The organism is Shewanella sp. S23-S33 (assembly GCF_043359565.1).
Lineage (GTDB): Bacteria > Pseudomonadota > Gammaproteobacteria > Enterobacterales > Shewanellaceae > Shewanella > Shewanella oncorhynchi.
In genome coordinates this window covers 33,500-59,752 of sequence record NZ_JBHFFD010000023.1, presented here as the reverse complement: position 1 = coordinate 59,752, position 26,253 = coordinate 33,500, and the positions used below count along the sequence as shown (strand labels likewise).

21 protein-coding genes and 1 pseudogene are annotated in these 26,253 nt (G+C 45.1%); 10 read left to right on the top strand and 12 right to left on the bottom strand.

What is annotated here, in order from left to right:
• Window positions 1-141: 141 nt before the first annotated feature.
• From fba to tkt, 4 genes are all read right to left on the bottom strand, one after another.
• On the bottom strand, window positions 142-1,209 hold the full coding sequence (gene fba / locus ACHA99_RS07245) for a class II fructose-bisphosphate aldolase (protein WP_028761627.1): 1,068 nt from the start codon (window positions 1,207-1,209) through the stop codon (window positions 142-144).
• A gap of 222 nt (window positions 1,210-1,431) precedes the next feature.
• On the bottom strand, window positions 1,432-2,607 hold the full coding sequence (locus ACHA99_RS07240; protein ID WP_219254533.1) for a phosphoglycerate kinase: 1,176 nt from the start codon (window positions 2,605-2,607) through the stop codon (window positions 1,432-1,434).
• Window positions 2,608-2,741: 134 nt separating this feature from the next.
• Window positions 2,742-3,758 (bottom strand): erythrose-4-phosphate dehydrogenase, encoded by a 1,017-nt coding sequence (gene epd / locus ACHA99_RS07235; RefSeq protein ID WP_105250098.1) that lies wholly within the window; start codon window positions 3,756-3,758, stop codon window positions 2,742-2,744.
• Between the two features lie 116 nt (window positions 3,759-3,874).
• Window positions 3,875-5,869, bottom strand: a complete 1,995-nt coding sequence (gene tkt, locus ACHA99_RS07230; protein WP_393941919.1) for a transketolase — start codon at window positions 5,867-5,869, stop codon at window positions 3,875-3,877.
• A gap of 445 nt (window positions 5,870-6,314) precedes the next feature.
• Between tkt and metK the strand changes: the two genes are divergently transcribed.
• The 3 genes and pseudogenes from metK to ACHA99_RS07215 form a co-directional block, all read left to right on the top strand.
• Window positions 6,315-7,466, top strand: coding sequence for a methionine adenosyltransferase (metK, locus tag ACHA99_RS07225; protein WP_028761631.1), 1,152 nt, complete (start codon window positions 6,315-6,317; stop codon window positions 7,464-7,466).
• An 89-nt stretch (window positions 7,467-7,555) separates the two neighbouring features.
• Window positions 7,556-8,107, top strand: a complete 552-nt coding sequence (locus tag ACHA99_RS07220; protein WP_393941916.1) for a hypothetical protein — start codon at window positions 7,556-7,558, stop codon at window positions 8,105-8,107.
• 77 nt (window positions 8,108-8,184) lie between these two features.
• A pseudogene (locus ACHA99_RS07215) lies at window positions 8,185-8,510 on the top strand (transposase); the annotation flags it as partial.
• A 193-nt stretch (window positions 8,511-8,703) separates the two neighbouring features.
• Here the strand turns inward: ACHA99_RS07215 and ACHA99_RS07210 are convergent.
• Window positions 8,704-11,118 carry a TonB-dependent receptor domain-containing protein gene (locus ACHA99_RS07210; RefSeq protein WP_393941914.1) on the bottom strand — a complete coding sequence of 805 codons (2,415 nt, stop codon included), beginning with the start codon at window positions 11,116-11,118 and terminating at the stop codon, window positions 8,704-8,706.
• A 159-nt stretch (window positions 11,119-11,277) separates the two neighbouring features.
• Here ACHA99_RS07210 and ACHA99_RS07205 point away from each other — a divergent pair, with 159 nt between their 5' ends.
• On the top strand, window positions 11,278-11,682 hold the full coding sequence (locus tag ACHA99_RS07205) for a GNAT family N-acetyltransferase (RefSeq protein ID WP_393941912.1): 405 nt from the start codon (window positions 11,278-11,280) through the stop codon (window positions 11,680-11,682).
• 38 nt (window positions 11,683-11,720) lie between these two features.
• Here ACHA99_RS07205 and ACHA99_RS07200 read toward each other — a convergent pair whose 3' ends face one another.
• Both ACHA99_RS07200 and ACHA99_RS07195 read right to left on the bottom strand, forming a co-directional pair.
• A complete protein-coding gene (locus ACHA99_RS07200) occupies window positions 11,721-12,071 on the bottom strand; it encodes a hypothetical protein (protein ID WP_393941910.1) in 351 nt (116 codons plus the stop codon).
• 61 nt (window positions 12,072-12,132) lie between these two features.
• Entirely contained in the window at window positions 12,133-12,675 is a 543-nt protein-coding gene (locus ACHA99_RS07195; RefSeq protein WP_168824844.1) for a GNAT family N-acetyltransferase, read from the bottom strand.
• A gap of 168 nt (window positions 12,676-12,843) precedes the next feature.
• On the opposite strand from ACHA99_RS07195, the gene ACHA99_RS07190 reads away from it, so the two are divergent.
• Window positions 12,844-13,860: a GGDEF domain-containing protein gene (locus ACHA99_RS07190; protein ID WP_393941908.1), complete on the top strand. Its 1,017-nt coding sequence runs from the start codon at window positions 12,844-12,846 to the stop codon at window positions 13,858-13,860.
• 36 nt (window positions 13,861-13,896) lie between these two features.
• Here ACHA99_RS07190 and ACHA99_RS07185 read toward each other — a convergent pair whose 3' ends face one another.
• A complete protein-coding gene (locus ACHA99_RS07185) occupies window positions 13,897-14,127 on the bottom strand; it encodes a hypothetical protein (RefSeq protein ID WP_028759411.1) in 231 nt (76 codons plus the stop codon).
• 71 nt (window positions 14,128-14,198) lie between these two features.
• Here ACHA99_RS07185 and ACHA99_RS07180 point away from each other — a divergent pair, with 71 nt between their 5' ends.
• Window positions 14,199-14,615, top strand: a complete 417-nt coding sequence (locus ACHA99_RS07180) for an META domain-containing protein (protein ID WP_263196701.1) — start codon at window positions 14,199-14,201, stop codon at window positions 14,613-14,615.
• Between the two features lie 72 nt (window positions 14,616-14,687).
• Here the strand turns inward: ACHA99_RS07180 and ACHA99_RS07175 are convergent, their stop codons facing one another.
• On the bottom strand, window positions 14,688-16,022 hold the full coding sequence (locus ACHA99_RS07175; RefSeq protein ID WP_028761637.1) for a dicarboxylate/amino acid:cation symporter: 1,335 nt from the start codon (window positions 16,020-16,022) through the stop codon (window positions 14,688-14,690).
• 209 nt (window positions 16,023-16,231) lie between these two features.
• Window positions 16,232-16,528, bottom strand: a complete 297-nt coding sequence (locus tag ACHA99_RS07170; protein WP_113939800.1) for a hypothetical protein — start codon at window positions 16,526-16,528, stop codon at window positions 16,232-16,234.
• Between the two features lie 213 nt (window positions 16,529-16,741).
• Here ACHA99_RS07170 and ACHA99_RS07165 point away from each other — a divergent pair, with 213 nt between their 5' ends.
• The gene (locus tag ACHA99_RS07165; RefSeq protein ID WP_105250107.1) at window positions 16,742-17,185 is read left to right on the top strand and encodes a GNAT family N-acetyltransferase; all 444 of its coding nucleotides are present in this window, start codon (window positions 16,742-16,744) and stop codon (window positions 17,183-17,185) included.
• 109 nt (window positions 17,186-17,294) lie between these two features.
• Here ACHA99_RS07165 and ACHA99_RS07160 read toward each other — a convergent pair whose 3' ends face one another.
• Together ACHA99_RS07160 and ACHA99_RS07155 are read right to left on the bottom strand one after the other, a co-directional pair.
• Window positions 17,295-18,590: an aromatic amino acid transport family protein gene (locus tag ACHA99_RS07160; protein ID WP_028761640.1), complete on the bottom strand. Its 1,296-nt coding sequence runs from the start codon at window positions 18,588-18,590 to the stop codon at window positions 17,295-17,297.
• 451 nt (window positions 18,591-19,041) lie between these two features.
• The gene (locus tag ACHA99_RS07155; RefSeq protein WP_393941904.1) at window positions 19,042-21,606 is read right to left on the bottom strand and encodes an acylase; all 2,565 of its coding nucleotides are present in this window, start codon (window positions 21,604-21,606) and stop codon (window positions 19,042-19,044) included.
• Window positions 21,607-21,864: 258 nt separating this feature from the next.
• Between ACHA99_RS07155 and yjjX the strand changes: the two genes are divergently transcribed.
• The 3 genes from yjjX (at window position 21,865) to ACHA99_RS07140 (ending at window position 26,183) form a co-directional block, all read left to right on the top strand.
• Complete coding sequence (gene yjjX / locus ACHA99_RS07150) at window positions 21,865-22,425, top strand: inosine/xanthosine triphosphatase (protein ID WP_263192596.1); 561 nt, start codon at window positions 21,865-21,867, stop codon at window positions 22,423-22,425.
• 4 nt (window positions 22,426-22,429) lie between these two features.
• Entirely contained in the window at window positions 22,430-23,479 is a 1,050-nt protein-coding gene (locus ACHA99_RS07145) for a GNAT family N-acetyltransferase (protein WP_393941902.1), read from the top strand.
• A gap of 241 nt (window positions 23,480-23,720) precedes the next feature.
• The gene (locus ACHA99_RS07140) at window positions 23,721-26,183 is read left to right on the top strand and encodes an ankyrin repeat domain-containing protein (RefSeq protein ID WP_393941900.1); all 2,463 of its coding nucleotides are present in this window, start codon (window positions 23,721-23,723) and stop codon (window positions 26,181-26,183) included.
• Window positions 26,184-26,253 lie beyond the last annotated feature (70 nt).

Below are 26,253 nucleotides of genomic sequence, written 5' to 3'. Positions count from 1 at the left end.
AATAAGCACATATTAATAAGGGTTAGTATTTTCCCCTGAAAATCTGCGCGATATTAACATTTACGATTAAAAAATGAAAATTGCAGCTATTTAAAGTATAAAAAAACCCGCTTTAGCGGGTTTTTATCTCAGCGATAACGCTTACATATTGATCTTAGGATCTAACGCGCCAGACTGGTACGCTTTATACATTGCTTGTAAAGACAATGGCTTAATCTTAGATGCTTGACCTGCACAGCCGAAAGCTTCATAGCGAACCGTACAGATATCGGCCATGGCTTCCATTGATGCTTTCAGGAATTTACGTGGATCAAATTCACTTGGGTGTTCAGCTAAGAATTTACGAACGGCACCCGTTGATGCTAAACGTAAGTCGGTATCAATGTTGACTTTACGTACACCGTGTTTGATACCTTCTACGATTTCTTCTAATGGTACGCCGTAGGTTTCTGGGATCTGACCACCATATTGATTGATGATCTTTAGCCACTCTTGTGGCACAGAAGATGAACCGTGCATCACTAAGTGAGTGTTAGGAATACGCGCATGAATTTCTTTGATGCGGTCGATACGCAGTACATCGCCTGTCGGTTTACGACTGAACTTATATGCACCATGGCTAGTACCGATAGCAATCGCGAGTGCATCAACATGGGTATCGGCAACGAAACGCGCCGCTTCTTCAGGGCTAGTCAGCATTTGATCGTGACTTAAAATACCTGATGCACCAACACCATCTTCTTCGCCAGCTTGGCCAGTTTCTAAGCTGCCTAAACAGCCGATTTCACCTTCAACTGACACACCACACGCATGGGCAAATGCCACTGTACGACGGGTAACATCAACGTTGTACTCGTACGATGCAGGCGTTTTGCCGTCAGCCATCAAAGAGCCGTCCATCATGACTGATGACATGCCTAATTGGATAGAACGCTGACAAATATCAGGATCGGTACCGTGGTCTTGGTGAATACACACAGGAATATCTGGGTACTGCTCAAGAGCTGCTGCCATCAAATATTTTAAGAACTGTGGGCGAGCGTATTTACGCGCGCCAGCAGAAGCTTGCACTATCACAGGGCTGTCTGTTGCTTCAGCGGCCTGCATGATGGCACGCATCTGCTCTAAGTTGTTAACGTTAAACGCAGGTACACCGTATCCATGTTCTGCTGCGTGATCAAGTAGTTGTCGTAGGGAAATTAACGCCATTTTTTAACTCCAATAATAGGGTGATATCTATCACCGAGGTCGCTATCGTTTGGATGGATTTTTATACCCGCATTCAACTCTGTACCTTAAATAAACAACTTAAATTAAGTACCTTAGATGAATACGGGCGGTTTTTTTATAATTTTTTACTTTTTATCAAAGCTTTGATGTTATCAGAGCTTATCGCGGCGTCTTATGCGCCGCGTTTTTTAAAACTTAATATTAAGCGCCGCGTTTTTCTAACATAGCCACAGCCGGTAATTCTTTACCTTCGAGGAACTCGAGGAAAGCACCGCCGCCAGTCGAAATGTAAGACACTTTATCGGCAATACCGTACTTATCAACCGCAGCCAAAGTATCACCACCACCAGCGATAGAGAACGCTTTTGAATCAGCAATCGCTTGGGCGATACGCTTAGTACCTTCACCGAATTGGTCGAATTCGAACACGCCCACAGGGCCGTTCCACACGATAGTGCCAGCAGATTCGATGATTTTAGCCAGTGCTTCAGCGCTATCTGGACCAATATCGAAAATCATTTCGCCATCAGCGACTTCGCTAACCGATTTTAACGTTGCCGCTGCTGTTGGACTAAACTCGCCCGCAACGACCACATCGGTCGGCACAGGAATATCGGCGCCACGGCTCTTAGCATTAGCCACTAAACGCTTAGCTTCGTCGATCAAATCCGCCTCATACAGCGATTTACCGACATTGTAGCCCGCCGCCGCAATGAAAGTGTTGGCAATACCGCCGCCAACCACTAACTGATCGACTATGCCTGAAAGACTTTCTAGCACGGTCAGCTTAGTCGACACTTTAGAGCCACCGACAATCGCCACCATAGGACGCGCAGGGTTATCTAACGCTTTGCCTAAGGCATCTAATTCTTGCGCCAGTAATGGACCTGCACAGGCGATTGGGGCAAACATGCCCACTCCATGGGTCGATGCTTGGGCACGATGTGCAGTACCGAAGGCGTCCATCACATAGACATCACACAGCGCCGCCATTTTTTTCGATAAGGCTTCGTTGTTCTTACCTTCACCCACGTTGAAACGCACGTTTTCGAACACAACCACTTCACCCACGGCAACGTCGACGCCGTCTAAATAGTCGGTCGCTAAACGCACAGGACAAGACAGGGCTTTTGCCAAATAATCGACCACTGGTTGCATAGAATATTCGGGATTGTATTCGCCTTCGGTCGGACGACCTAAATGCGACATCACCATCACAGCCGCACCTTTTTCAAGGGCCAACTCGATAGTCGGTAGAGAGGCGCGCAGACGTGCATCACTGGTGACGACGCCGTTGCTGACAGGGACATTGAGATCTTCGCGGATAAGCACGCGCTTACCTTGTAGATCCAGATCTGACATATTGATAATTGCCATGGTAACGCTTCCTTTTATAATCAAAAAACAAACTGTTTCACACATAGCCGGTATGAATTGACTGCCGCTCGGCGCTCGACATCCCGTCGAATTGACATAAATTCAGTGACCCACAAGTGAATAATCTACTTTTATCAGCCTCGCTTGGCCGCAATCATCGCCAAACTCGTATCTAACATACGATTGGCAAAACCCCACTCGTTATCGCACCACAGGAGTAACTTCACCAACTGACCGGCGCTCACGCGTGTCTGGGTACCATCGACAATACTGGAGCGCGGATCATGGTTGAAATCACATGAGACTAAGGGCTCATCAGTATAGCCTAAGATGCCATTAAATCGCCCATTGGCGGCTGATTCCAGCACCTGATTGACTGTGGCAATATCGACGGTTTTTTCTAAGGTCACGGACAAATCGATGGCGGTCACGTTGATGGTGGGCACGCGCACCGAAATCGCTTCAAACTTATTTTTCATGTGTGGCAAGATCCGCTCAATACCGCGGGCAAGCTTAGTGTCGACAGGAATAATCGATTGGCCAGCAGCGCGGGTACGACGCAAATCATCATGATAAGCATCAATCACTTGCTGATCATTCATCGCCGAATGGATAGTGGTAATGGCACCGCTTTTAACTCCGAAGTGGCGATCAAGCACATCGATCACAGGCACGATACAGTTTGTGGTGCAAGAAGCGTTGGACACCACAGTATGTTCGGCGCGGAGTAAATCGTGGTTTACACCATAGACAATCGTGCCATCGACATCGGCTGAGGATGGATGACTTATCAGCACTTGTTTAGCGCCGGCGTGAATATGGGCTTCGCAGCTTTGACGATCGACTAATACGCCTGTGGCTTCATAGACAATATCTATGTCCATCTCGTGCCAAGGGAGTTTTGCCGGATCGGGCTCGTGGAGGATTTTTATCGCATCGTCGCCAATCAGCATATGATCATCAACAAGCTTCACTTTATGCGCAAACCGACCGTGGGTGGTGTCGTACTGGGTCAGATGAATAATGGCTTCAGGTTTAGCTAATTCATTAATCGCGACAATCTGCATTTGCTGCCGTTTTCCAGACTCATATAAAGCTCGGAGAATAGAGCGGCCGATACGGCCATAACCATTGATAGCGACTCGGATCATTGAGGTCTCAATTTCCTCTTAATACAAAAACGGCCTGCAAACGATTGCAGGCCGCATTATACAGATTAACACTTAAAAAGTTTAACCTTTTGTATTGAATCTAATCCCTTGAGCGATTAGCCCAATGATTTTGCAGCATTCAGCACATTTTCAACGGTGAAACCAAAGTGATTCAATAGCACGTTACCCGGTGCAGACTCACCAAAAGTGGTCATGCCCACAACTGTGCCTTCAAACCCGACGTACTTGTACCAGAAATCGGTATGCGCCGCTTCAATAGCCACACGTTTAGTCACAGCACGTGGTAATACAGATTCTTTATAAGCAGCATCTTGCTTATCGAACTCAGTTGTCGATGGCATAGAAACTACGCGAACGTGTTTACCTTGCTCAGTCAGTGCAGCGGCTGCATCCATTGCCAATTGTACTTCGCTACCGGTTGCGATCAGGATCAGTTCTGGTGTACCCGCACAGTCTTGCAGTACATAAGCACCTTTAGCCACGTTGGCTAATTGCTCAGCGGTACGCGCTTGCGCTTTCAGGTTTTGACGGCTGAAGATCAGTGACGTAGGTGCATTACGGCGCTCAATCGCAGCTTTCCAAGAAACAGCCGTTTCTGCCGCATCACATGGACGCCATACGGCCATATTTGGCGTCATACGCAGGTTAGCTAATTGCTCAACTGGCTGATGCGTTGGGCCATCTTCACCTTGACCGATAGAGTCATGGGTATAAACGAAGATGTTTTGAATGCCCATCAGCGCCGACATACGAACTGCGTTACGAGCATATTCCATGAACATCATGAACGTTGCGCCGTAGTTGATGAAACCACCATGCAGCGAAGCACCGTTCATAATGCCGCTCATGCCGAATTCACGCACGCCGTAGTAAATGTAGTTACCAGCTGGATCGTCTTGAATACCTTTAGAACCTGACCACAGTGTCAAGTTAGAACCCGCTAAGTCAGCAGAGCCGCCTAACAGTTCAGGCAACATAGCGCCAAATGCACCGATAGCATTTTGTGAGGCTTTACGGCTCGCAATACCTTCGGCTTTGTCCTGTGATGCTTGCACGAATGCCTGCGCTTTTTCTTCGAAATCGGCCGGTAATTCACCTTTCAGTACACGGCGCTCGTATTCAGCAGCCAGTTCTGGGTGAGCAGCGCGATATGCTGCAAACTTCTCGTTCCACGCTGCTTCACGGGCCGCACCGGCTTCTTTGGCATCCCAACCGGCATAAACGTCAGCAGGGATTTCAAATGGTGCATGTGGCCAGCCAAGGAATTCACGGGCGGCTGCGATTTCTGCATCGCCTAGTGGCGCGCCGTGACAATCGTGGCTGCCAGATTTGTTGGGTGAACCAAAACCGATAATGGTTTTGCAGCAAATCATGGTTGGTTTATCGGTAACGGCTTTAGCCGCTTCGATAGCAGCACGGATTGCCGCGCTATCGTGACCATCAACACCGGCAATCACATGCCAGCCGTAAGCTTCAAAACGTTTTGGTGTATCATCGGTGAACCAGCCTTCAACATGGCCATCGATAGAAATACCGTTGTCATCCCAAAATGCGATCAGTTTACCTAAACCTAAAGTACCGGCTAATGAACAGGCTTCGTGGGAAATACCTTCCATCAAACAGCCATCGCCGAGGAAGCAGTAAGTGTAGTGATCAACGATATCGTGACCATCACGGTTAAACTGTGCCGCTAAGGTTTTCTCAGCAATCGCCATACCAACAGCATTGCTAATGCCCGCACCGAGTGGACCCGTTGTGGTTTCAACACCTGGGGTGTAACCGTATTCTGGGTGACCCGGGGTTTTAGAATGCAATTGACGGAACTGTTTTAGCTCTTCAATTGGTAATTCATAACCAGTCAGGTGAAGTAAAGAGTAAATCAGCATTGAACCGTGACCGTTAGAGAGGATAAAACGATCTCTATCTACCCATTTCGGATTGTTCGGGTTGTGCTTAAGGAAATCATTCCACAGCACTTCAGCAATATCTGCCATACCCATTGGGGCGCCGGGATGGCCTGAATTTGCTTTTTGAACTGCATCCATACTTAACGCACGGATTGCGTTTGCGAGTACTTTACGGGAAGACATGCTCTCTCCTGCTTGTTTGTGGGGTCTAGCGGGCAATTTGGATGCATATTTTCCCCTACATGCCAGTGTGACGCAAACTAAAATTACCATTCACTCAGCAAAAGATGGGCGAATATATACCCAAACAACCTGAAGATGCAGGATTCAGGTCGCTTGGGTATACAAGTCGCAGAAACAAGCCGGTCACTTTGCTAGCGTTTACTTGAGAGGGCATAGCAAGGATCACTTGTAATGGAGAAATAAATTTCTCAAAAACATAGCAAACTTAATACTATGAAATATAAGAAAAATAACCTATTTATGACTGAGAGTAGTCGTTTTCAGGTCACAATCTGAGAGGATTTTTTATTATCGGGGGTGATCGGCAATCGGATTTAAACTAAAATAGCCGTCTAGATGTAGATGCTTCTACACGTTTGAATGCTAACGACGAGATTTTCCTACTATGGCAAAGCACTTGTTTACTTCTGAGTCGGTCTCAGAAGGTCATCCCGATAAGATTGCAGATCAGATTTCTGATGCTGTGCTAGATGCAATTCTGGCTCAAGATCCAAAAGCACGCGTGGCGTGTGAAACTTATGTCAAAACTGGCATGGTATTAGTCGGTGGCGAAGTCACGACTTCTGCCTGGGTTGATATTGAAGAAATCACCCGTAAAACGGTGCGTGAAATTGGTTATACCCATTCAGATATGGGGTTTGATGCAGACTCGTGCGCAGTATTAAACGCCATTGGTAAGCAATCACCCGACATCAATCAAGGTGTAGACCGCGCAGACCCTGCAGAGCAAGGTGCAGGCGATCAAGGGTTAATGTTTGGCTATGCCAACAACGAAACCGACATTCTGATGCCTGCACCTATCACCTATGCCCACGCATTAGTGAAACGTCAGTCTGAAGTGCGTAAAAATGGCACGCTACCTTGGTTACGCCCAGATGCGAAAAGCCAAGTCACTTTTGCCTATGATGATGGCAAAATTGTCGGTATCGATGCAGTTGTGTTATCGACTCAGCACAGAGATGACGTTTCACAAGCCGACTTAATTGAAGGCGTGATGGAAACCATTATCAAGCCTGTATTACCGGCTCAATGGTTAAACAAAGATACTAAGTTCTTTATCAATCCAACTGGCCGTTTTGTTATCGGTGGTCCAGTAGGTGATTGCGGCTTAACGGGTCGTAAGATCATCGTTGACACCTACGGCGGCATGGCCCGTCATGGTGGTGGCGCATTCTCTGGTAAAGATCCATCAAAAGTGGACCGTAGCGCAGCATACGCTGCCCGTTATGTGGCAAAAAACATAGTTGCAGCAGGTCTTGCTGATCGCTGTGAAATCCAAGTGTCTTACGCTATTGGTGTGGCAGAGCCGACCTCTATCAGCATCGAGACCTTCGGTACCGGTAAAGTGTCTGAAGAAGTGCTGATCAAGTTAGTACGTCAACACTTTGAACTGCGCCCATACGGTTTAACGGCCATGCTAGATTTAGCACGTCCAATTTATCAAGCGACCGCCGCTTATGGCCACTTTGGTCGCAGCGAATTCCCATGGGAAGCGACTGATAAAGCCGAAATATTGCGCGCTGACGCGGGTCTATAGTCTTAATTCATTTCAATTTTTACACTTAAGACCCATAAAAAACCGCTACCCTGCGGTTTTTTTATGTCTGACATTTAGTTAGATTAATAATGCTAAGACAAATATGGCAAGATAAAAAACAGCATATACATAGACTATTAGAGTGCACTGACCCCATGACCGATAACGCCATCTTATTACAGCAACTTCAATCTTGTGCATGGGCAGCCAACGTAGGTCAGCCAGAGGAAACAGCAAAGACATACGGCACATTAGAGGAGATCGCCGCTTTTCTTGAATCCGATCCTGAAGCCTTTTTTGAAACACCTTACGAAATCCAATATGAAAGCCTGTGTGTAACAGATCATGACTTGGCTAATTCGTTAAAAACAAAGGCAGTAGTAAATGATGTGCATGCTTGGATTTCTGACAGCGAAGTCGATGAAATTGCTAAGTCAGCTTACCTCGCCACTTGGAAAATTATTCCCGTTGCAGAAATATGCGCGCTGACATCCGATGACGCTAATACGCTCGCAACACTGCTCCTAGCTGACGTTAAACTTTCAGCCTTTACGAGTGAACGCCTATCTTGGTATCTCTGTGGAAGAATACCCTTTGGTTATATTGGTACTTATCCAAACGGACAATGGCTCATTCTGTAGCCTTATACGCTAGCACCTTTAATGTTTCTGACTTCATCTAGGGTCTATTGAGCTTTCGAGAATGATTTTTAGAGAGCATGCCAAGATTGATACTAACCAATGCACGCAGGGAAACGCTATTTCATTTAATGAACAGCACAGGCCATGTTTATGATAAACCTGAACATAGACAAATATTCGAAGGCATTCTTTACCGCCTTCTAACAGGTATCCCTTGGCAAGATTTACCCAAAGAATTGAGCCATTGGAGTACGGTCTTTAGAGGGTTTCATTTATGATCTAAAAAGACATTCAGGCCTATTTATTCAAAGCTTTAGCGAAAATGGCCGACACGGAATGGGTCTTTATTGATGGCTCGATAGTGCAGACTCACCAGCACAGTGCAGGTGCACTGAGTAATGAGTAATGAGTAATGAGTAATGAGTAATGAGTAATGAGTAATGAGTAATGAGTAATGAGTAATGAGTAATGAGTAATGAGTAATGAGAGTTACCCTATTGTTTAATTGATAGTGGGTACCTTTATCAAACGGGTAACTCTCAGTTTTATCTATCGCCCATGAATATCAAATAATGGCTAATGCACAGGGTATTCGTTTAGAAACGTACATTCATACCAACCCAAAAGTTACGGGCCTTATCTTTGTTATTAAAATCATCAACGTAAGATGCTGTGTATCCGTTTTGGCCATTGTCGTCAGAGACACAAGTGGTGCTAGTGTCACTACATTCGGTGAAGACAATATCGTATGAAGTAAAATCTTTATCAAACAAGTTATTTACTCGCATGTTGAAGGTGACAAACTCACTCGCCTGATAAGAACCACCAAGATGGAACACGTTATAACCCTTATAGTAGAGTGCAGCATCATTAATGATATCCCAAGAGCGATAACGTTTAGCACGGTATTCTGAGGTCAAGAATACGTTAAATGAGTCGGTCAACTCCCATTTTAATGTCGCGTTTGCCATATGCTTGGCACTGTTGCCGAGTGGACGGCCTTGCTCTGCACCGCTTTTCTGTTCGCTATCTGTGTAGGTATAATTAGCATTTAACGTTAAGGCATCTAGAATTTCCCAACGTCCCGCGAGCTCAGCACCTTGAATAGTAACTTTATCTATGTTGACTGTTTTGCTACTGACTGCATAACCTAAATCAGCATATTCACCCGCATCAGAACATTCTATGCTCGTACCTTTACCACAGGGTTGTGAAGCAATCTTATCGTCAAAGTCATTTTTAAAGATAGTGACGTTAAAATTATGGCCATCTGGATGAGACCAATACAGGGCGACTTCGCTGGACACACTGGTTTCAGCTTCGAGATCTGAGTTACCAAATTGCGGTGAGGTTCCTTGGCCACCAAAGCCAACGACACCATCATACAATTGTGTGGTTTTAGGTGTTTTAAAGCCTGTGCTCACCCCACCCTTTACAGTCCACTCATTATTAATAGTGTAAACGCCGTATAGACGTGGGCTGAGTTGGTTGCCAAATATTTCATGATCATCATGACGTAAACCCGCAGTAACAGATAAATCAGAAGTCATGCTCCATGTATCTTCAGCAAAAACAGACCACATATTATGTTCTTGTACTGCGCCCGGCGTACCTTCTTCCATACCAAATACACCGTCTTTCAACTCACCACGAATCACCTGCGCACCCGTCACTGCGACATGATTTCCTGCAGCTTCAAATGGAATATCGAGTTTCATATCAAGCGTATATTGATTACTTGCCATTTCGCGTTTAGGTCTAGGCAGGAAAGTGGATTCAGCAATCGCTTTACGTTCGGCTTCAGTCATGCCGGTGTAATCCCCTTTACCATCAATCATCTGCAGTAGTAATACTCGCTCAGCAGTGGTAAATGGTAGTGTGCGGCCATTATTTTGTGTATCTACATAGGATAGTGACACAAAGCTTGTACCAAAATCCCAAGCACCTTCATGGGTTAATGCCCAAGCATCACGGGTAAATTTTTGAGTCTCGCTGTAACCCGCTCGCGGATTTGATCGTCTTGCCCATTCACCACCGCTGGCTAGACAAACAGCCTCACGGGAACCTACGCCGCCTTTACAGAAGTTACTGGCAATCCAGAGACTATCGATATTATCAACAGTACCAAGCGGATACTCGCGTTCACCGTTATCATTAATCAGTGGCGTATTATCATAATCTTGAGATGAGGAATCTAAATCAAACCAAATTTTGTGATGTTCATTTAGTGTCCAACTTAAACTCCCACCTAACATATGATTTTCGTTATCGACGGTTTTACCGCCACCACCAAAACCGAGTGAACGAGTGCGTACTTCTCCATTGGGATAATCTACTGGTGCATACTCTGGTGTAGACCCCATTCGATCATAAATACTGCCATGAATAGATAACCCAAGAACGCCTTTAATGAGGGGACCCATCACGCTGAAATCGGTAGTGATATCTTCGCCATAGGCATCATTGGTTTGATGAGTTCGGCTGTGAGTGATAGAGCCAGACCATTCGTCGCCCACTTTTTTAGTGATGATGTTCACCACACCACCTAGAGCATCTGCACCGTATAACGTTGATGCTGGCCCACGAATAACTTCAATTCGATCAATAGCATCAAGTGGTGGTACATGACCAAATTGATTGCCACCAAAACTGTTTGGATAAATATCACCATGGTTATTCTGACGCTTACCATCGACAAGGATTAAGGTATAGTCAGATCCCATACCGCGTAGACTGATGGTACCTTGCCCTGTTTTATCACGGGTTTCACCAATATCAACCCCCTCCAAGTCACGCACTGCATCTAGCAGAGTGGTATAAGGTTTTATCATCAAATCTTCTTGGGTGATAACAGAAATACTGGCAGGTGCATCAACCAATTTCTGTTCATATCCAGAGGCAGTAACAACCATAACTTCCATTTTTCTGTCGGGAGCCTCTTCGGCTTGGACAAAATTACCCGCAAATACAGCGGTAATGGCAACTGCCAAGCAAGTTTGACGAAATAACATAAACCTCTCCTGTTTAGTAAACTTAGTTTACAAATGCAACCTATAAATGATTTCGCGAATGATAATAATTAACATTAGCAAGATCAATCAAAAGTTGAATACAACAGAAATAACATTTACGTTTTATAAAGTAATCACATTCCAGAAAGAGTTTTTGATATGAACTTTGAAGTTATTAGTGAAGAAAATACCGCGATTGTGGATGCGCTGGTAGACGGCGTTCGGCAATTTAATGCTGGGCTATTAGGACCTGAGAAATCAGTGCCTTTGACTGTCATAGCACGTGATGAAAATGGCAAGTTGATTGGTGGTGTGGGTGGCCGGACTATCTATAAAAACTTCTTAATCAATGTTGTCTGGGTTGATGACCAAACCAGAGGCACTGGGCTTGGGCATAAACTGATGGCACTTGCCGAAGCTGAGGCGAAACAGCGGGGTTGCTTGGTAGCTCAAGTGGATACCTTATCGATTCAAGCACCTGTGTTTTATGAAAAACAAGGGTTTGAGATCATAGGCACTGTCACCACTGACCCTCAGCGCATCTTTCTGATGAAGAAGTATTGATCAAAAAAGCGATTGAGAAATGGACTGAATTAACACACTCAGCAATGATCGAAATGGGCGTTTTGCATGCAAAGTAAACCAATCTGCTCTTGGGATAAAATGGCGCACTCTAGCGCCTTTTTTGTATTCGCGCGGCTGACTAGCTGATCCGTCAGTCGCGTTATCGTCGCCGAATAGGCATTGGTTCGGCCACAATCGAGCCAAATATCCCCTACTTCTACCCAATAATGCTGCGCTTGCCCTGAATCGGAAACAAACTCGACTTCAAATCCCCTCGCCTCACACCCATGGTGAGCGCACTCAGATAAGACCAATCTCAAGTTGTCCCAAGCCGATAAATTGACCTTGGCATAAGTCGCTAATAATGACTCAACAAATTGCACATGCATGTATTTATCTCCGTTATTGATATCAGTAGAGATTTAACCCTTAATTCTTATCGTCGAACAACTAAGCTTGGGTCTTTGCCGCCATTAAATAATAATCCCTTGCAGAAACGGTGAAAAAATCCACAACCTGCATGTGCGCTTTACCCGAGTGAGCGGCAAAGGAACGTTCATTATCTTCAGCAATAAAGGTCAACATATAGCTAAAATGCGGAGCAACTTGGCGACGAATTTCACGGACTAATGCCTCGAAAATCCCTTGCCCACGGTAGGCTTGCTGCACCCATATCGGCCCGTATTGGCAAGAATTGACCTTAGTTAATTTAGGTCCATCCCAATCGAGTTGCCCCAAACGATTCAACAAAGTGCGGTAAATGGGCCAATGTTCGAAAAATCCCCAACGGCCTGCAATCACGTAACCGACGATCTGCTGCTCAACCTGCGCCACCACGACCCAATGGTGCTGCACTAATTCGCTCAATTCACTGTGGGAAAAAGCTTGCCCTTGTAACCCCATACTGGCGGAAGCTAATTCATCATTAAGATGTTTTTTCTCTAGCATCGCTAATAAATCAACATCTTGAGGTAAGGCTAGTCTAATTTTCACAGTATTCTCACAGCATTATTTCGGCTTTGGGCCCAATTTCAGCCCGCCAGTATACTCGGTTGGGTTAATAGGCACAGCAAGAACAAGGCAATATTTAGGGCTTTGATTTGCTAAATATCCTTTTATTTCCCAAACTTAATGGATATTTAGCCATAGTTAGGCGTTTGTATGTTGCCAGAAACCATTAATCCCAACTTGAGTTTACTTGATACCGATAATCAACAAGTCAATCTCACACGCTGGATGCACCAATGTGAGCTCATCAAAAGCTATTACAACGCCAACACGGTTTTCATATTCCAAAAAATCAGTGCCGGGTTTGAGATCATTGTCAGCGCAATCACTGAAACACCGCAATTTACCGCGGGCACTTTATATCCACCAGAACTCGAACTCTTCAAACAGATACAAAACAGCCAACCTGACGGTTTATATCAAAACCTCGGCAGCTTTATGTTAGAGGATTTACCACGGGATTTTGATGGTATTCAGCATATTCTCTCACGTCCTATCGCTTGGCCGGATGGTAGCCAATTTGGTGCCCTGTGTGTACTCAACCCGCATATAACAGAGCCACTAGCCAATGCCGCTATGCTCGAACCGTTTCAGATTTTACTGCAACAGGAATTATCTCTGCTGTGTCAGAACCATAGAATTGAATCCCTTTCGATGCGCGATCAAGAAACGGGCATGCTCAACCATTACGGCTTCTTGATGATGGCGCCAAGACAGCTCAATTTAGGCCGCCGCTTTGGCGCCCATGCAGGTATCATCTTCTTTGAATTACTGAGCACGGATAACACACCCATCCCCCTCGAAGATAATCACCACAGGCTGTTAGGCAAGTTGATCCAAGATACGATAAGAACCGCTGACGTTGCCGCCCATTACAACAGCACTCAATTTGTGGTACTTGCTTTTGTGGATGGTGAACGGGATGTTCTACATATTATGAAGCGGGTGGAAAAACAACTAGAACAACAAAACCATCAGCTAAAACTCGATGTGAGTTACAGTTTTTTTACCCCAGAATCCAGCGCCAAACTTGCACCTATGATAGAACTCGCACGGGGTAAACTCGATTCAATGCGCCCACCGGTACCCCAAGTCGCAGACACACCAGTAGAACCCATCATTGACTCAAGCTTGTACGATAATCCCGCCGCAGATTCGGCAGAGCTTTGATTTAATGAAATTTAGGCTTAATTAGGCAGTACAAAATTACTTGGAATGCTCATCTTGGCGCTTCGCCCATTGTATAAACAGCACCACAGGATAGGGCGACATTAAGACCAACCCTAAACCAATCAGACTTGAGATCAATAACATGCCGCTTATCTCTAGACTCCATTGCGTCAACATATAAAACCCAAGTCCACAAACTAGCATCAATACACCTAACCAATGTAAAAACTTCAACAAATTCAGAGTACTTTTAAATGAGCCTGTCATATAAACCCCTTTAGATCTTACGAAAAACTTGTCACACTATGGCCATAATCATGGAAAAAGGAACCGCAACGATGTTAAAACAAACATTCATCTTAGGTGCATTACTCTTAGGCATCACCGCCTGCCAAAGTGCCGATATCACCCCAAATGATACCATTCCATTAGAAGGCCGCTGGCACATTGAAATGGTCCAAGGCCAACCGACTATCGATTACAGCCCAGCGCAAATCACCTTTGAGGCCGAAGGTAAATTACATGGCAACAACAGCTGCAATAACTTTTTCGGTCAATATACTCAGCAAGGCGAAGAGCTTAAGCTATCTCCTGCCGGTAGCACAATGAAAGCCTGCGTGGATGCCCTAATGCAGCAAGAGCACAAAGTGATGCAAGCTATGCCATTAGTTACCAAAGCAAAATTAGTGCAAGGCCGACTTACCTTACTTAACAGCGACGACAAGCCAGTGTTAGTGTTAAGCCAAATGAAGTAACCATAAAACTTGTCAGCATAAAAAAACCGCCAATGGCGGTTTTTTAGTTAACGAACCAGCAATAAAAGCTCCCTATGCTTTGACACTCTTAGCCGCTGCAATTTCGAGGGCAATATTCTGTTCGGCTATTACGGCGCTTTGATCTATGTCGGCATTATAATGCGCCATATCCAACTCATCTTCAGACTTTGCAATGACAGTCGTCGCCACTAAGTCACCGGAGACGTTTACCACAGTACGCACCATATCTAAAATACGGTCAATTCCCGCAATCAATGCCACCCCTTCTAAGGGAAGCCCTACGGTTGTGAGTACTAAAGTCAACATCACTAAACCCGCACCGGGCACACCCGCAGTACCAATAGAGGCCAACGTCGCCGTTAAAATAATGGTGAGATAATCGACGACAGTCAGGTCGATACCAAACGCCTGTGCCACAAACAGCACTGTGACCCCTTGGTATAACGCTGTGCCATCCATATTGATTGTGGTGCCTAGCGGTAACACGAAGCTAGAGATCTTCTTATGAACCCCCAAATTTTCACTCGCACACTTCATACTCACAGGAAGCGTGCCCGCAGAGCTCGACGTGGTAAACGCCACTAACATGGCATTGCTAATCCCTTTAAAAAACTGCAGCGGGCTTAACTTCGCAAATCCGCGCAGTAAAAAACTATAGAATCCAATCACATGAATAATACAGCCAAGGTACACAGCAATAATGACTTTGATCAGTGGCCAGAGCATATCAATCCCATACTCCCCCGCTACCCAAGCCATTAGACCAAATACACCGTAGGGTGCGAGCTTCATCACCATGTCGGCCATTTTATACATGGCCTCAGCTAAACTTTCGAACACTTTAATTGCAGGTTTTCCATGCTCGCCAATCAGCACTAAGGCGATACCTAAAACAATCGCAAATACTATAACTTGCAAAATTTGCCCGCTTGCTAAAGCCGCAATAGGATTCGTCGGTACTATGTCGATCAAAGTATCGACTAAAGAAGGTATTTCTTTGGCAGTTTGAGCCGTGCCATCTGCCAATGACAAACCTAAACCTGCACCGGGTTGAAGAACATAACCGACAATTAAACCGATAGTGATCGCGATAGCCGTGGTAAAGAGATAAAACGCAAAAGATTTAAAACCAATACGCCCCATCTTGTTCGTATCCTGCATCGAAGTGACACCCACAATCAGTGAGCAAAACACCAATGGCACAATCAACATCTTAATGGAATTAACAAATAAGGTGCCTATCGGTTTTAAGTGAGTCGCTTGCTCGCCGAAGATGATGCCCACTAAAATACCTAGCACCATACCGATAACAATTTGCAGCCACAGCGGCACTGACATCCAGCGAGACCAAACACGGCCTAATGCTGACGACTTTTGTTTTGTCATATTGATAACCTTGAATTCGAAACTATGATGGGGCAAAGACCAAAACTAACGCGCTAGTTTCTCAGTCTAAATGGGACAATCGCCGAGTCTAGCAGAGGGGTTTTAATCGAGGGATGATCTGGGTCACGTTGAGCTAAACCGCCTTAAAATCAGTAATATTAACCAAACCAACTTTGTTAAATTGGCCGCTGAGATGTTAGTTTTCCTGCTTAAGCATCAAAATATTCTGTGACTTTTTTTGGTGCTATTTGCTGACGATAAAGCGACGCAGGCGGTTGCTCACGCTCAATCAAATAACTCCAATAATCGTCATCAAAACCACTGAAAATAAAGTCGGACTTACCGTTAGCTTTTAAGACCAACCACCACCAAACTAAACCCCATAAACCGAAGCTCAAAAGCGTTAAAATAAAATGCAGACGATGATTTATCTGTTCATCAGCAGCAATATCATAGACGGGTAAAATCTTAAGTTTATAGCGGCGAGTAGACTTAATAAATCCCATCATTAACTCACTTAGTTCAGCGAAAGGACACTAGAGATAAGCCTAGCAGATAAGACTTTAGTCGTACAAATATCCACAGCAATAAATAATATCAGTGCCTAACCTGCCACTGCCAAACTCGTTATCCCTCGTCGTTCCATGATAGAGTGAATCACAAAATGTTGTTTACTAAACAAGAGCGGTATTGCCAAATAACCGCCTAGGAGTTGTAGTATGTTGATTCGTAAAGCTAAGGCTCAAGACCTAATCGCCTTAGTGCAGTTTAATCAGGCCATGGCCCAAGAAACCGAAGGCCTAGCCTTAGATGAAGCGACACTGACTCGAGGTGTGGGCACGCTACTTGAGAGCCCGCAAAAAGGGTTTTACCTGGTCGCTGAAATCGCAGGTGAGCTAGTCGGCTCGCTCATGGTGACATTTGAATGGAGCGATTGGCGTGCGAAGGATTATTACTGGATCCAGAGTGTGTATATTCGCCCGAAAAATCGTCGCCAAGGCATCTATGCCAAACTCTACAGCGAAGTCAAACAACTGGCCGAAGCCAATGGTGGTGCCGCAAGCTTCCGTTTATATGTCGAGCAAGAAAATCTCGCCGCACAGCAGACCTATCAAGCGTTAGGGATGAAGCAGAGTTACTACTTAATGTACGAAGAAAAATAAGCGATTCAAATCTTATACGTAATAAAAAAGGATCGGGCCAATGGCACGATCCTTTTCTTTTTACGACTCACGATTCACATTCAAACCGCGTTCCTACTAAGATTAAAACTTAACGAAAGAAGCCAAACAGAATAGCCGTCATTGCCAATAAACCCGCTATAACCACGAAGATATTGCTGATGCGACCACGGTGTGCTTTTAATGCTGGCACTTTGTATACAGCGTACATAGGCATCAAGTACAGGATAGCCGCGATAATTGGGCCACCTAAAGCTTCAATCATATTCAAAATACTTGGGTTTTTGATTGCCACGGCCCAAATCGTCACAAACATAAACACCAGAATAAATTTGTTGATTTTTTGCTCTGAAATACCTTTTTTATTCGTGTCTAACTGCTTAACAATAATCCCCTTCATGCCTTCTGTCGCGCCCATGTAATGGCCAAAGAAAGAAGACACAATCGCGATAAAGGCGATTAATGGACCAAAGTAGCTCACAAAACCACTTGAATGCACGTTGGCGAGATAAGACAAAATCGGCAGATTCTGAGCTTTCGCTTCGGCCAATTGTGCTGGCGATAATGACAGCACACAAGAGAACACAAACAACATCACAAAGCCCACTAACATCATGGAAGTATTACGTAAAATAACATCAGCTTTGCGAGAAGCATTCGCGCCATGGTCACGTTTCAATGACACAGAAAACTGTGAAATCGCTGGAGAATGGTTAAAGGCAAACACTAAAACTGGAATCGTTAACCAAACTGTGCCTAAAAATGCACCCGCTTCTGGTACAACGAGTAAAGCATCCATTTTCCATTCAGGGATCAGGTAGATAGACATAAAGGCCAAAATACCCACCAGCGGATACACCAGCAATTGTGTCACTTTGAGCATGAATTTCTCACCTGCGACCATTACAGCCATCATACCGAGGATCAATACACCCGATAGAATGAAGCGTGGTGGCGATGCCATGCCTAACTGATTGACGATAAAGCTATCAACAGTGTTGGTAATACCCACACCGTAAATTAATACAATCGGGTAGATAGCAAAGAAATACAGTACGGTAATGGCTTTACCCGCACCAACACCAAAATGCTCTTCAACTACTTGAGTAATGTCGCTACCAGGAATGCTTGATGAACAAACAAAACGAGATAAGCCACGGTGGGCAAGATAGGTCATAGGACCAATGATCACTGCCATTAACACAAGAGGCCAAAAGCCGCCCATGCCCGCATTGATAGGTAAAAATAAAATTCCAGCGCCAACGGCAGTGCCGAACAAACTCAACATCCAAGTCGTGTCTTGGCGAGTCCAAGGTAAGTGTTTCGTTGAATCTAGATTCTGTGTGCTTTGAGGTGTTCCAAGAACACTGGTCGCATCTTTTTGCATATAAAAGTTACCTTACGGTGTGACTAGCATAATAAATTCGCGCTAAGGATAACCAAAAAAAGCCCATAAAAGTTGATCTGACACGGCTTTATGTAAGGGAATTTCATAATAAACTGATATTGAGATCTAGATCGCTGATTTAATGTAATAAGTTTTCAATACAGCATCAAAACATATACATAAAAAGCCACTTAAAAATACAAGATATTCACCTCAAGCCAAATCCAGTGACATTGCATAAGCGCCGAGAAAAACAGCTAACCGGACATGTGTCACAAAAATCAACAAAACAAGACGCGTCACAGCACACTCACGTCTAAGGTAGATCAAGATCACAGTCGTTAATGTTAAATTTTTACAAATCGCTATCAGTCGCAAACACGCATAAAAAACGGCTCATCCGGATTCAACTCCGAAGTGAGCCGCTAACGATTAAAGCGCAAAATCTAACTTATGGTTTTTGTAGTGTCAGCTCAGTTGTCGACACTACAGCTGGGGCTATGTCAGCCTCTTTGAACAACAAAGGACGGAAGCTTTTAGCACTCGAGTACAAGATACTTTGATCAGCAAACGCAGGCATTAAGATATTACTCGACTCAGAGTAAGTTAAAATCCCCCGCGCCACAGGCCCCTCATCGGTAAAGTTCACCGCCATCATCCAACTCGACCCGTAACGCACTTGGTATCCTTTCGCCGTTAAGCCAGAACTCATCGCCTTGCCTGTGACTACATCCATCACAGCAGCGTATTTGTGCTGCGGGATCAAAGTGTCATCACCCGACAAACTGGTTGAAAACACGTTGAATCCACCTTCAGCATTATGGCTACCCGGCCAAGGTAAACGCGACCCACTTGGCGTTCCATCTGGCAGAGATTTCTCCACAAATTGCACATCCCCTAATGGCGCATCTAAGGCAAAACCTGCGGCCTCAAGGTTAAGCGCACTATGAGCCAAGGCCTTTAAGGCACTACCATCCGTAGTCAAGGTTTTAGGTGTCGTTGCCGCATTAGCGGGATCGAATCCTTGGGTCAACATGGTTGTTTGGCTGAATAGATGGGCAAATTCACGTAGTAAAGCACCACCTTTACTGTCGTTATCTTGCTTACCGTTCCACGCCTTTAATGCCGCACAAGCCGAAGAGACATCCTTAGATAAACTCGCCGACACCACCACAGGTGTACTGCCTTGGGCATCACACTGGGCAATCAAGTCAGGCAGCACTAACTCGGCGAGATAACTGCGATTCGACAGCACAGCCGCTTCGAGTTCTTCCAAGCTGAACTTGCCATCAGCCCCTGCGGCGTCCTGCATTAAACTCAAACCCATCCGTGTCCGCAGTGATAGCTGTCCAGCCTCTGCGCCGTACATAGGCGAGAAGTAAGTCAGCGGTTCATTCAAGTTAGTCGACCAAAAGGAGTCATTGGAGTTTTGCACAAAGTCGCTGCGCTCAAGCTTGGGCGCACGTTCATAGGGCGTAGGACCATCGAAGCTAAACAACGAAGTGTTACCGGGTAAAATCGTAAATCCGGCTTTTGCCTTAGCCGCTTTAATATCCGGTGAGGTTTTTAACAACACGACTGCAGATTCGGATAATCCTGGCACAGTTGAGTCGTCGATATAAAAAGCATTGCCCTCTTTATCGGCGTACATAGTGTTATTAAAGATGACACCATCGTAGTCCTTAAATGCCTGTTGGAACTCTTCTTTGTTCGTGGCCATGTTCATGGCTAACCAATGGTCAACAGGGTCCATAGTGCCCATATTGGCATCTTGGATCATAAAGGCACTGCCATCATCCCAACCAAAAGGCGCTAAAGCGGGAGGAGCTTCGACCATAGGGCCTTTGGCCGTAGTATAAATATCTTTCTCGGCGACCAGCATGCCCGCAGGACCTGCATTCACTAGAACCGATACTGTCTCTTTGGTGATAGGCATAGGTTTACCATCAAACAAATACTGCATCCGATCACCTGAGACTAACTCAAGGTTATACATCACAAAATGCTCAGCGGTAGAGAAGGTATGAGTCCAAGCGAGATCTTTATTGAAACCAATATTAATCGGTCCAGGCATACCCACTAACGAGCCGCCCATCATATCTAAATGCCCTGGGATCGTAATATGGGATTGCCAAAAACGCAGGTTACCCGTATGCGGGAAATGCGGATTACCTAGCACCATGCCCTTACCATTTTCGGTTTTATCCTTCCCTAAACCCCAACCATTTGAACCTAAATCGCGGGGATTGGTCTCTGGTGTCGTGATACGAGCCGCGCGGGCAATCAACTTAGACTGCATATCGGCCACAAACGCAGTTTGGTCTTGGCTAGGCGCAGGCCCAACGATACGCGGCATGTATTCCTGTGCATCTCCTGGGTTCGCGTAAAAAATCAGATCGAGAAAGTTAGCTGCGCCCGGTAATAAGGCGATAGAAAACAAATAAGTCACCACATCTTCTGGCACTATGGGTTTCACCCAAGGCTGACCACCACAGAAAGGTTCTGCCGTTTGTGTGCCCGCTTCGACATCAGCAAGATATTGGTTATAACCAGAGGCAAAACCTTGGATAAGTGCCCGAGAGTTTTCACTAAATTTCGGCCATTTTTCTTCGGCTTGCGCTCTGATCTTTAACGCTTTATAGGCAAAATCTGAGATAAGGTTACCGTTATCTTCCGCCGTAGGTTGACCCGTAGTGAAGTCAATCGACGCATGGGGGCCAAAGTACATAGAACGCTGTGAGTTCGCCTTGATAAAACCATCGGCTAATACACATAAGTTGTCCTGTGCCTGCGCATAACCACTACCAAAACCTAAACTTTCTAAGTTGTCGGCTTGGATATGCGGCACGCCGTAGGTCGTACGACGAATACTGGCTTTGAGTAAACCATTGGGGGCAAAAGCTTGCAGTTGAGTTTCAGGTTCGGTAGGCGTAGTGCTATCTTCGCTATCGTTACAGCCGGTCAGTATTACACCGCAGGCCATTCCCATAGCAATCACGAGTTTGTTGAATTTCATTATTATTATCTCTTGGTTTTGGTTCCTTCAATGACATAGCCTTACTGCCTATTCCAGCCCAAATTACTGAAGGAGCAATAGTTGCATGTCGCTTCCTAGTCCCTAAGGCTGGCTATTGCCTCCCCTACTGTTGGCTTTTTTACTGAGCTTCGCCGACGACTGTGGCAGAATAGAAAACCCAAACGCTTAGACACCTCAGACCATTTAAGCAATGATTCAAACGAGCGTCCACATTAAAATCCAAAATAAATAACTTATATGCAACAAAACATTATTAAGATAAAAGTGGGTTCTAAAAACCCAGTAAAAATCAACGCGGCAACTAACGCCATAGCACAGCTGTTCCCTGAGAGCATCATAGAAGCCAGCGGTATGGATGCCCCTTCTGGTGTTGCGGCGCAGCCAATGACAGATCTCGACACTCGCCAAGGGGCGATCAATCGGGTGCGCTATTGTCAACAGCAGGACCCGCAAGAGACTAAAGCCGATTACTATTTTGCGATGGAAGGCGGTGTCGATTGTTTCGACTTTGGCCCTGCCACATTCGCCTATATCGCGATTGGCCATAAAGACCAGCTTGCCATTGGCCGCAGTGCGATTTTACCTTTACCAATGCAAGTTTATCGGGCATTAGAAGCGGGGGAAGAACTCGGGGATGTCATGGATAGGTTGTTCAATACAATCAATATTAAGCAAAAAGGCGGTGCCATAGGTTTACTCACCCACGGCCATGCGACCCGTGAAAGTAATTACACCCAAGCGATTATTCTCGCCATGGCGCCATTATTGAATCCTGATATTTACACAGTAGATTGTTAGTAATATGTTGCAAGAGGAATTAAAGCCCGCTAACTTAGTTGTGACATGCAACCAAACCTATTCGACTATGGCTCAAACAGACGCACCATTGGCTCAAGATCCTGCGAAGCCTGTGACTCAAACTAAGCAAACGACTGAGTCAGGCTCATCCGCCCAACTTAGGCATTTGTCTCGCTATCTGGTGAGAAATTTAGGCATGCTCAACGCCGCCTTTGGGGATTTACCCCTTTCGCCCGTGCAAGCCCATGCCCTGTTTGAGATAGGCAAGCAGCCCCTGACCATCAAAGAGCTTGCAAGCAAACTCAGCATAGATAAGTCCAATGCGAGCCGCGCTATCAAACATTTGATCGATAAACATCTTGCCCAGAGTCAGGTGCACCCACGGGACAGTCGCTGCTTAGTTGTGCAACTGACACCTGCGGGTAAGAAGTTACTCGTTAAATTGGATACTCAGCAGAATCAATTATTCCAAGGGATCTTAGCCCAACTGACTCCATTGCAAACTTCACAAATCGAAGAGGCCCTTGTGTTATATAACCAAGCCGTACATAACGCCAAGCAGCAAAGTGGTTGCCACATTCGCCAAGCCACAGCCCAAGATGATGCCGCAATTGCCAAAGTCATCCGCGATGTTTCGGCCGAATACGGCTTAACCGCGGATAAAGGCTATAGCGTGGCGGACCCGACCTTAGATTGCCTAAGCCAGATTTACTCCCAAGCGGGCGCCAACTATTGGATTATTGAATTAGAGGGCCGCATTTTAGGCGGCGCCGGTATTGCGCCATTAGCCAACAATGAGGGTGTTTGTGAACTGCAAAAAATGTACTTTATGCCCGAAATTCGCGGTAAAGGTTTAGCCAAACGTTTAGCGCTGCTGGCACTCGATTTCGCCCGCGAAACGGGTTATCAAAGCTGCTATTTAGAAACCACCGCTGTACTAAATGAAGCCGTAAAACTCTATGAGAAATTAGGCTTTGTACATCTGTCGGCTCCCCTAGGGAACACAGGCCACGACGCCTGCGAAATGCCGATGCTGCTAGAGCTTAATCAATAGGATATGAAGCAGAATTCCAATCAAAGTAACAATGCCAAACATGTCATCATGCAACTTGTTTGGCATTATCAATTTGTATCACAAAATGTTATTCAAACAGGAGCATTTTAATTATCAGTCTTAGGGCATAGTTTTTCTTAACTTAAATGCATTAAAATATGGCAATTTCACCTCACTCAATTTTTAATAAATTGAAAGGCGTTTGATACCATTTTGTTAACGGCATTAAATAGGGAACATTATGCTCAGTTGGATTTTTAGTGATAAGAAACTCACACTTCGGGAAATATGCCTAGATAACACGCTTTCGACCTCGGCTAAAATAAAGAAAGTTGATCAATTTCTTGCCGATAGTGGAGATCTCAACTTTATTGATCTCAATATTTCGCCCTGCAATATATTAGTTCCCCTATCTTGCAGTCCTCAGTCCGATTTAGTGCTTATAAAATACTTGCTCAGCAAAGGCGCTAAAATCGAATGTAATGGTTTCAGTGCCTTGCATTCGGCTATTGAATATAACAACTCAGAACTCGTTACCCTATACCTAGACTCCAGTGCCAATCTTTACTTTCAAAATCAATATAATAATTGCTGGCTCAACTATCTATTTCATCCTAATCCGCAATATATCTATCAAGACCATCAACGTAGAGACATGATCGACCTTCTACTTGCAGCTGACTTAGATATCAATAAACCGGTGAGCTTTTGGACTAATGGTGAATTAAATAATCCACTAGAAATATTATATGATGAACGCAATAAAGATCTGTTCCTGCATATCATTAATAAAGATATCCCATTAGACATTGGCAAATTAAGCCTGATTGAAAACATTATTTCTTCGAGCGAATTTTGGGGAGTAGAAACATTTTCTCCCTTAGTTAAACGCTTCCCTGCATTTAAAAAGTCACGCTATATTATGGCCAACGATAGCAGCTTCTGGGATGATGCCAATTTACTCGAACTATGCGTTTACGCCAAAGCGCAAGACTACACTGAATACCTGTTAGACCATTATCCGCAGCTCAAAGCCGACTCCCACGCTAAAAGTTTGGTCTATGCAGCATTGACCTCAGAATTTGACCTTAGGATTATCGAAAAACTGATTAAGGCCACCGTCGAGATCAATCGTATCTATAGGATGACACCGCCTGATGCCGACCATTCACCCTTACTCAACCAATATATTAATAATGCCCAATTTACCGATCCGAATAAACGGAGCTACATCTACCAAGCCCTTGAACTGTTGCTCAAATATGGCGCTAATCCAAATGCCGAATTTGTGAATACGGGTAAACCCTATGAGATGTTAGTCTGGTCGAATTTACGACTATTGGTTTATCCAATGGTCGAAAAGAAAACCTTTCTGCCCGAGTTTTTCGATCTGTTCCTGCAATATGGTATGGATATCAATAAAAAATTTGGGGCGGTGGATGAACCAACCTTACTCACTATCTGCCAGCGTGGTTCAGGGAAAGAAGATCAAGCAACGCTTATCCAAGTGATGGAATATCTGCTCACCAAGGGGCTAGATTTAAGCCTCACCAATATCTACAACACTAACTATGTGTCCGCGGCGGCCATCTCCTGTCGAATCCAACTACTTGAATGGCTCATTCACCAATGCGGGGATATTTTTACCCATTGTGGCCACGATAATTCGCCCATTCTACACAAGGCGATTTCGACCTACTGGTGGGATGAAATTACCGGCCCTATGCGGCGAAAAACCGTAGAACTATTACTGCGCCATGGAGCAAAGTTAGAAGAATTCTCGGTGGATGAGCAATTTACGCCATTAATGTGCGCCAGTTACTACGGCGCACAGTCCTGCGTAGAGGCGCTACTCGAACATGGCGCCAACCCAAATGCCATCAATGCCGAAGACACCACCCCAGCCCTTTGCGCTGTGATAGGCGGCAGTTCAATCGAGTTCCCCCGCTTTGAATCAACGGCGGTGCGGATCTTAAGACTTTTGCAGCAATATGGCGCCGACTTAACCGTGACCAATAGCTTAGGCAATAGCCCGCTAATAGCGGCTATTGAGCAAGAATATAAAGAGATTTTCGAAGCGCTGCTGCAGATAGCCTCCTACAGTGAAACTCAGCTTGAACAAGCACTTAGCAAAGCCCTGCCGCAAAGCTATTTCCAGCGCCGCCTGCTACAAACACTGGGGCGCGAGATACCGCCAGCCCCCACAACCATAGCCCATAATCGCGCAATACCAGTAACAGCTTCGAGCAATGCCGAGCCTATGACGGCCAATCCGCAAGCATCTGAGGTGAATGTGACACCTGCCCCCGTCAAGCAAGCCAAATTAGAGGTGAGTAATGCGGCGGCAAATCGAGATAAAATCCCAACGCTATTCGATCTCAAAACCAAAGTGCATAGCTTTTTTAAACTGATCGCCACCGATCCGACGATCACAGTTGAGCAACTCAATTCGGTGAGAGTCCTTATTGATCAATTGATAGAAAAGCTCGACAACTTTAGCTTTTTCCGCAATCAAGCGACAAAGGCCGAATTTGAGGAAGGTGTTCAGGAATATATAGATGAAACCGTCGAAGAAATTAACGGAATTATCGAGGATGATTATCCAGCGCTTACCGAAGCCTTAGTCGATTCAGTTTGGACGATTTTGCAGTACTTTAGGGTTGAGATTGATATCGAGACCGCACTTAGAAAGCGCTTTTGGTAACTGTAAGTCACAGATTAACGTCTCATTTTTAGGGGCGTTAATCATTAAAATAGAGTTTAAATTCTCTGTT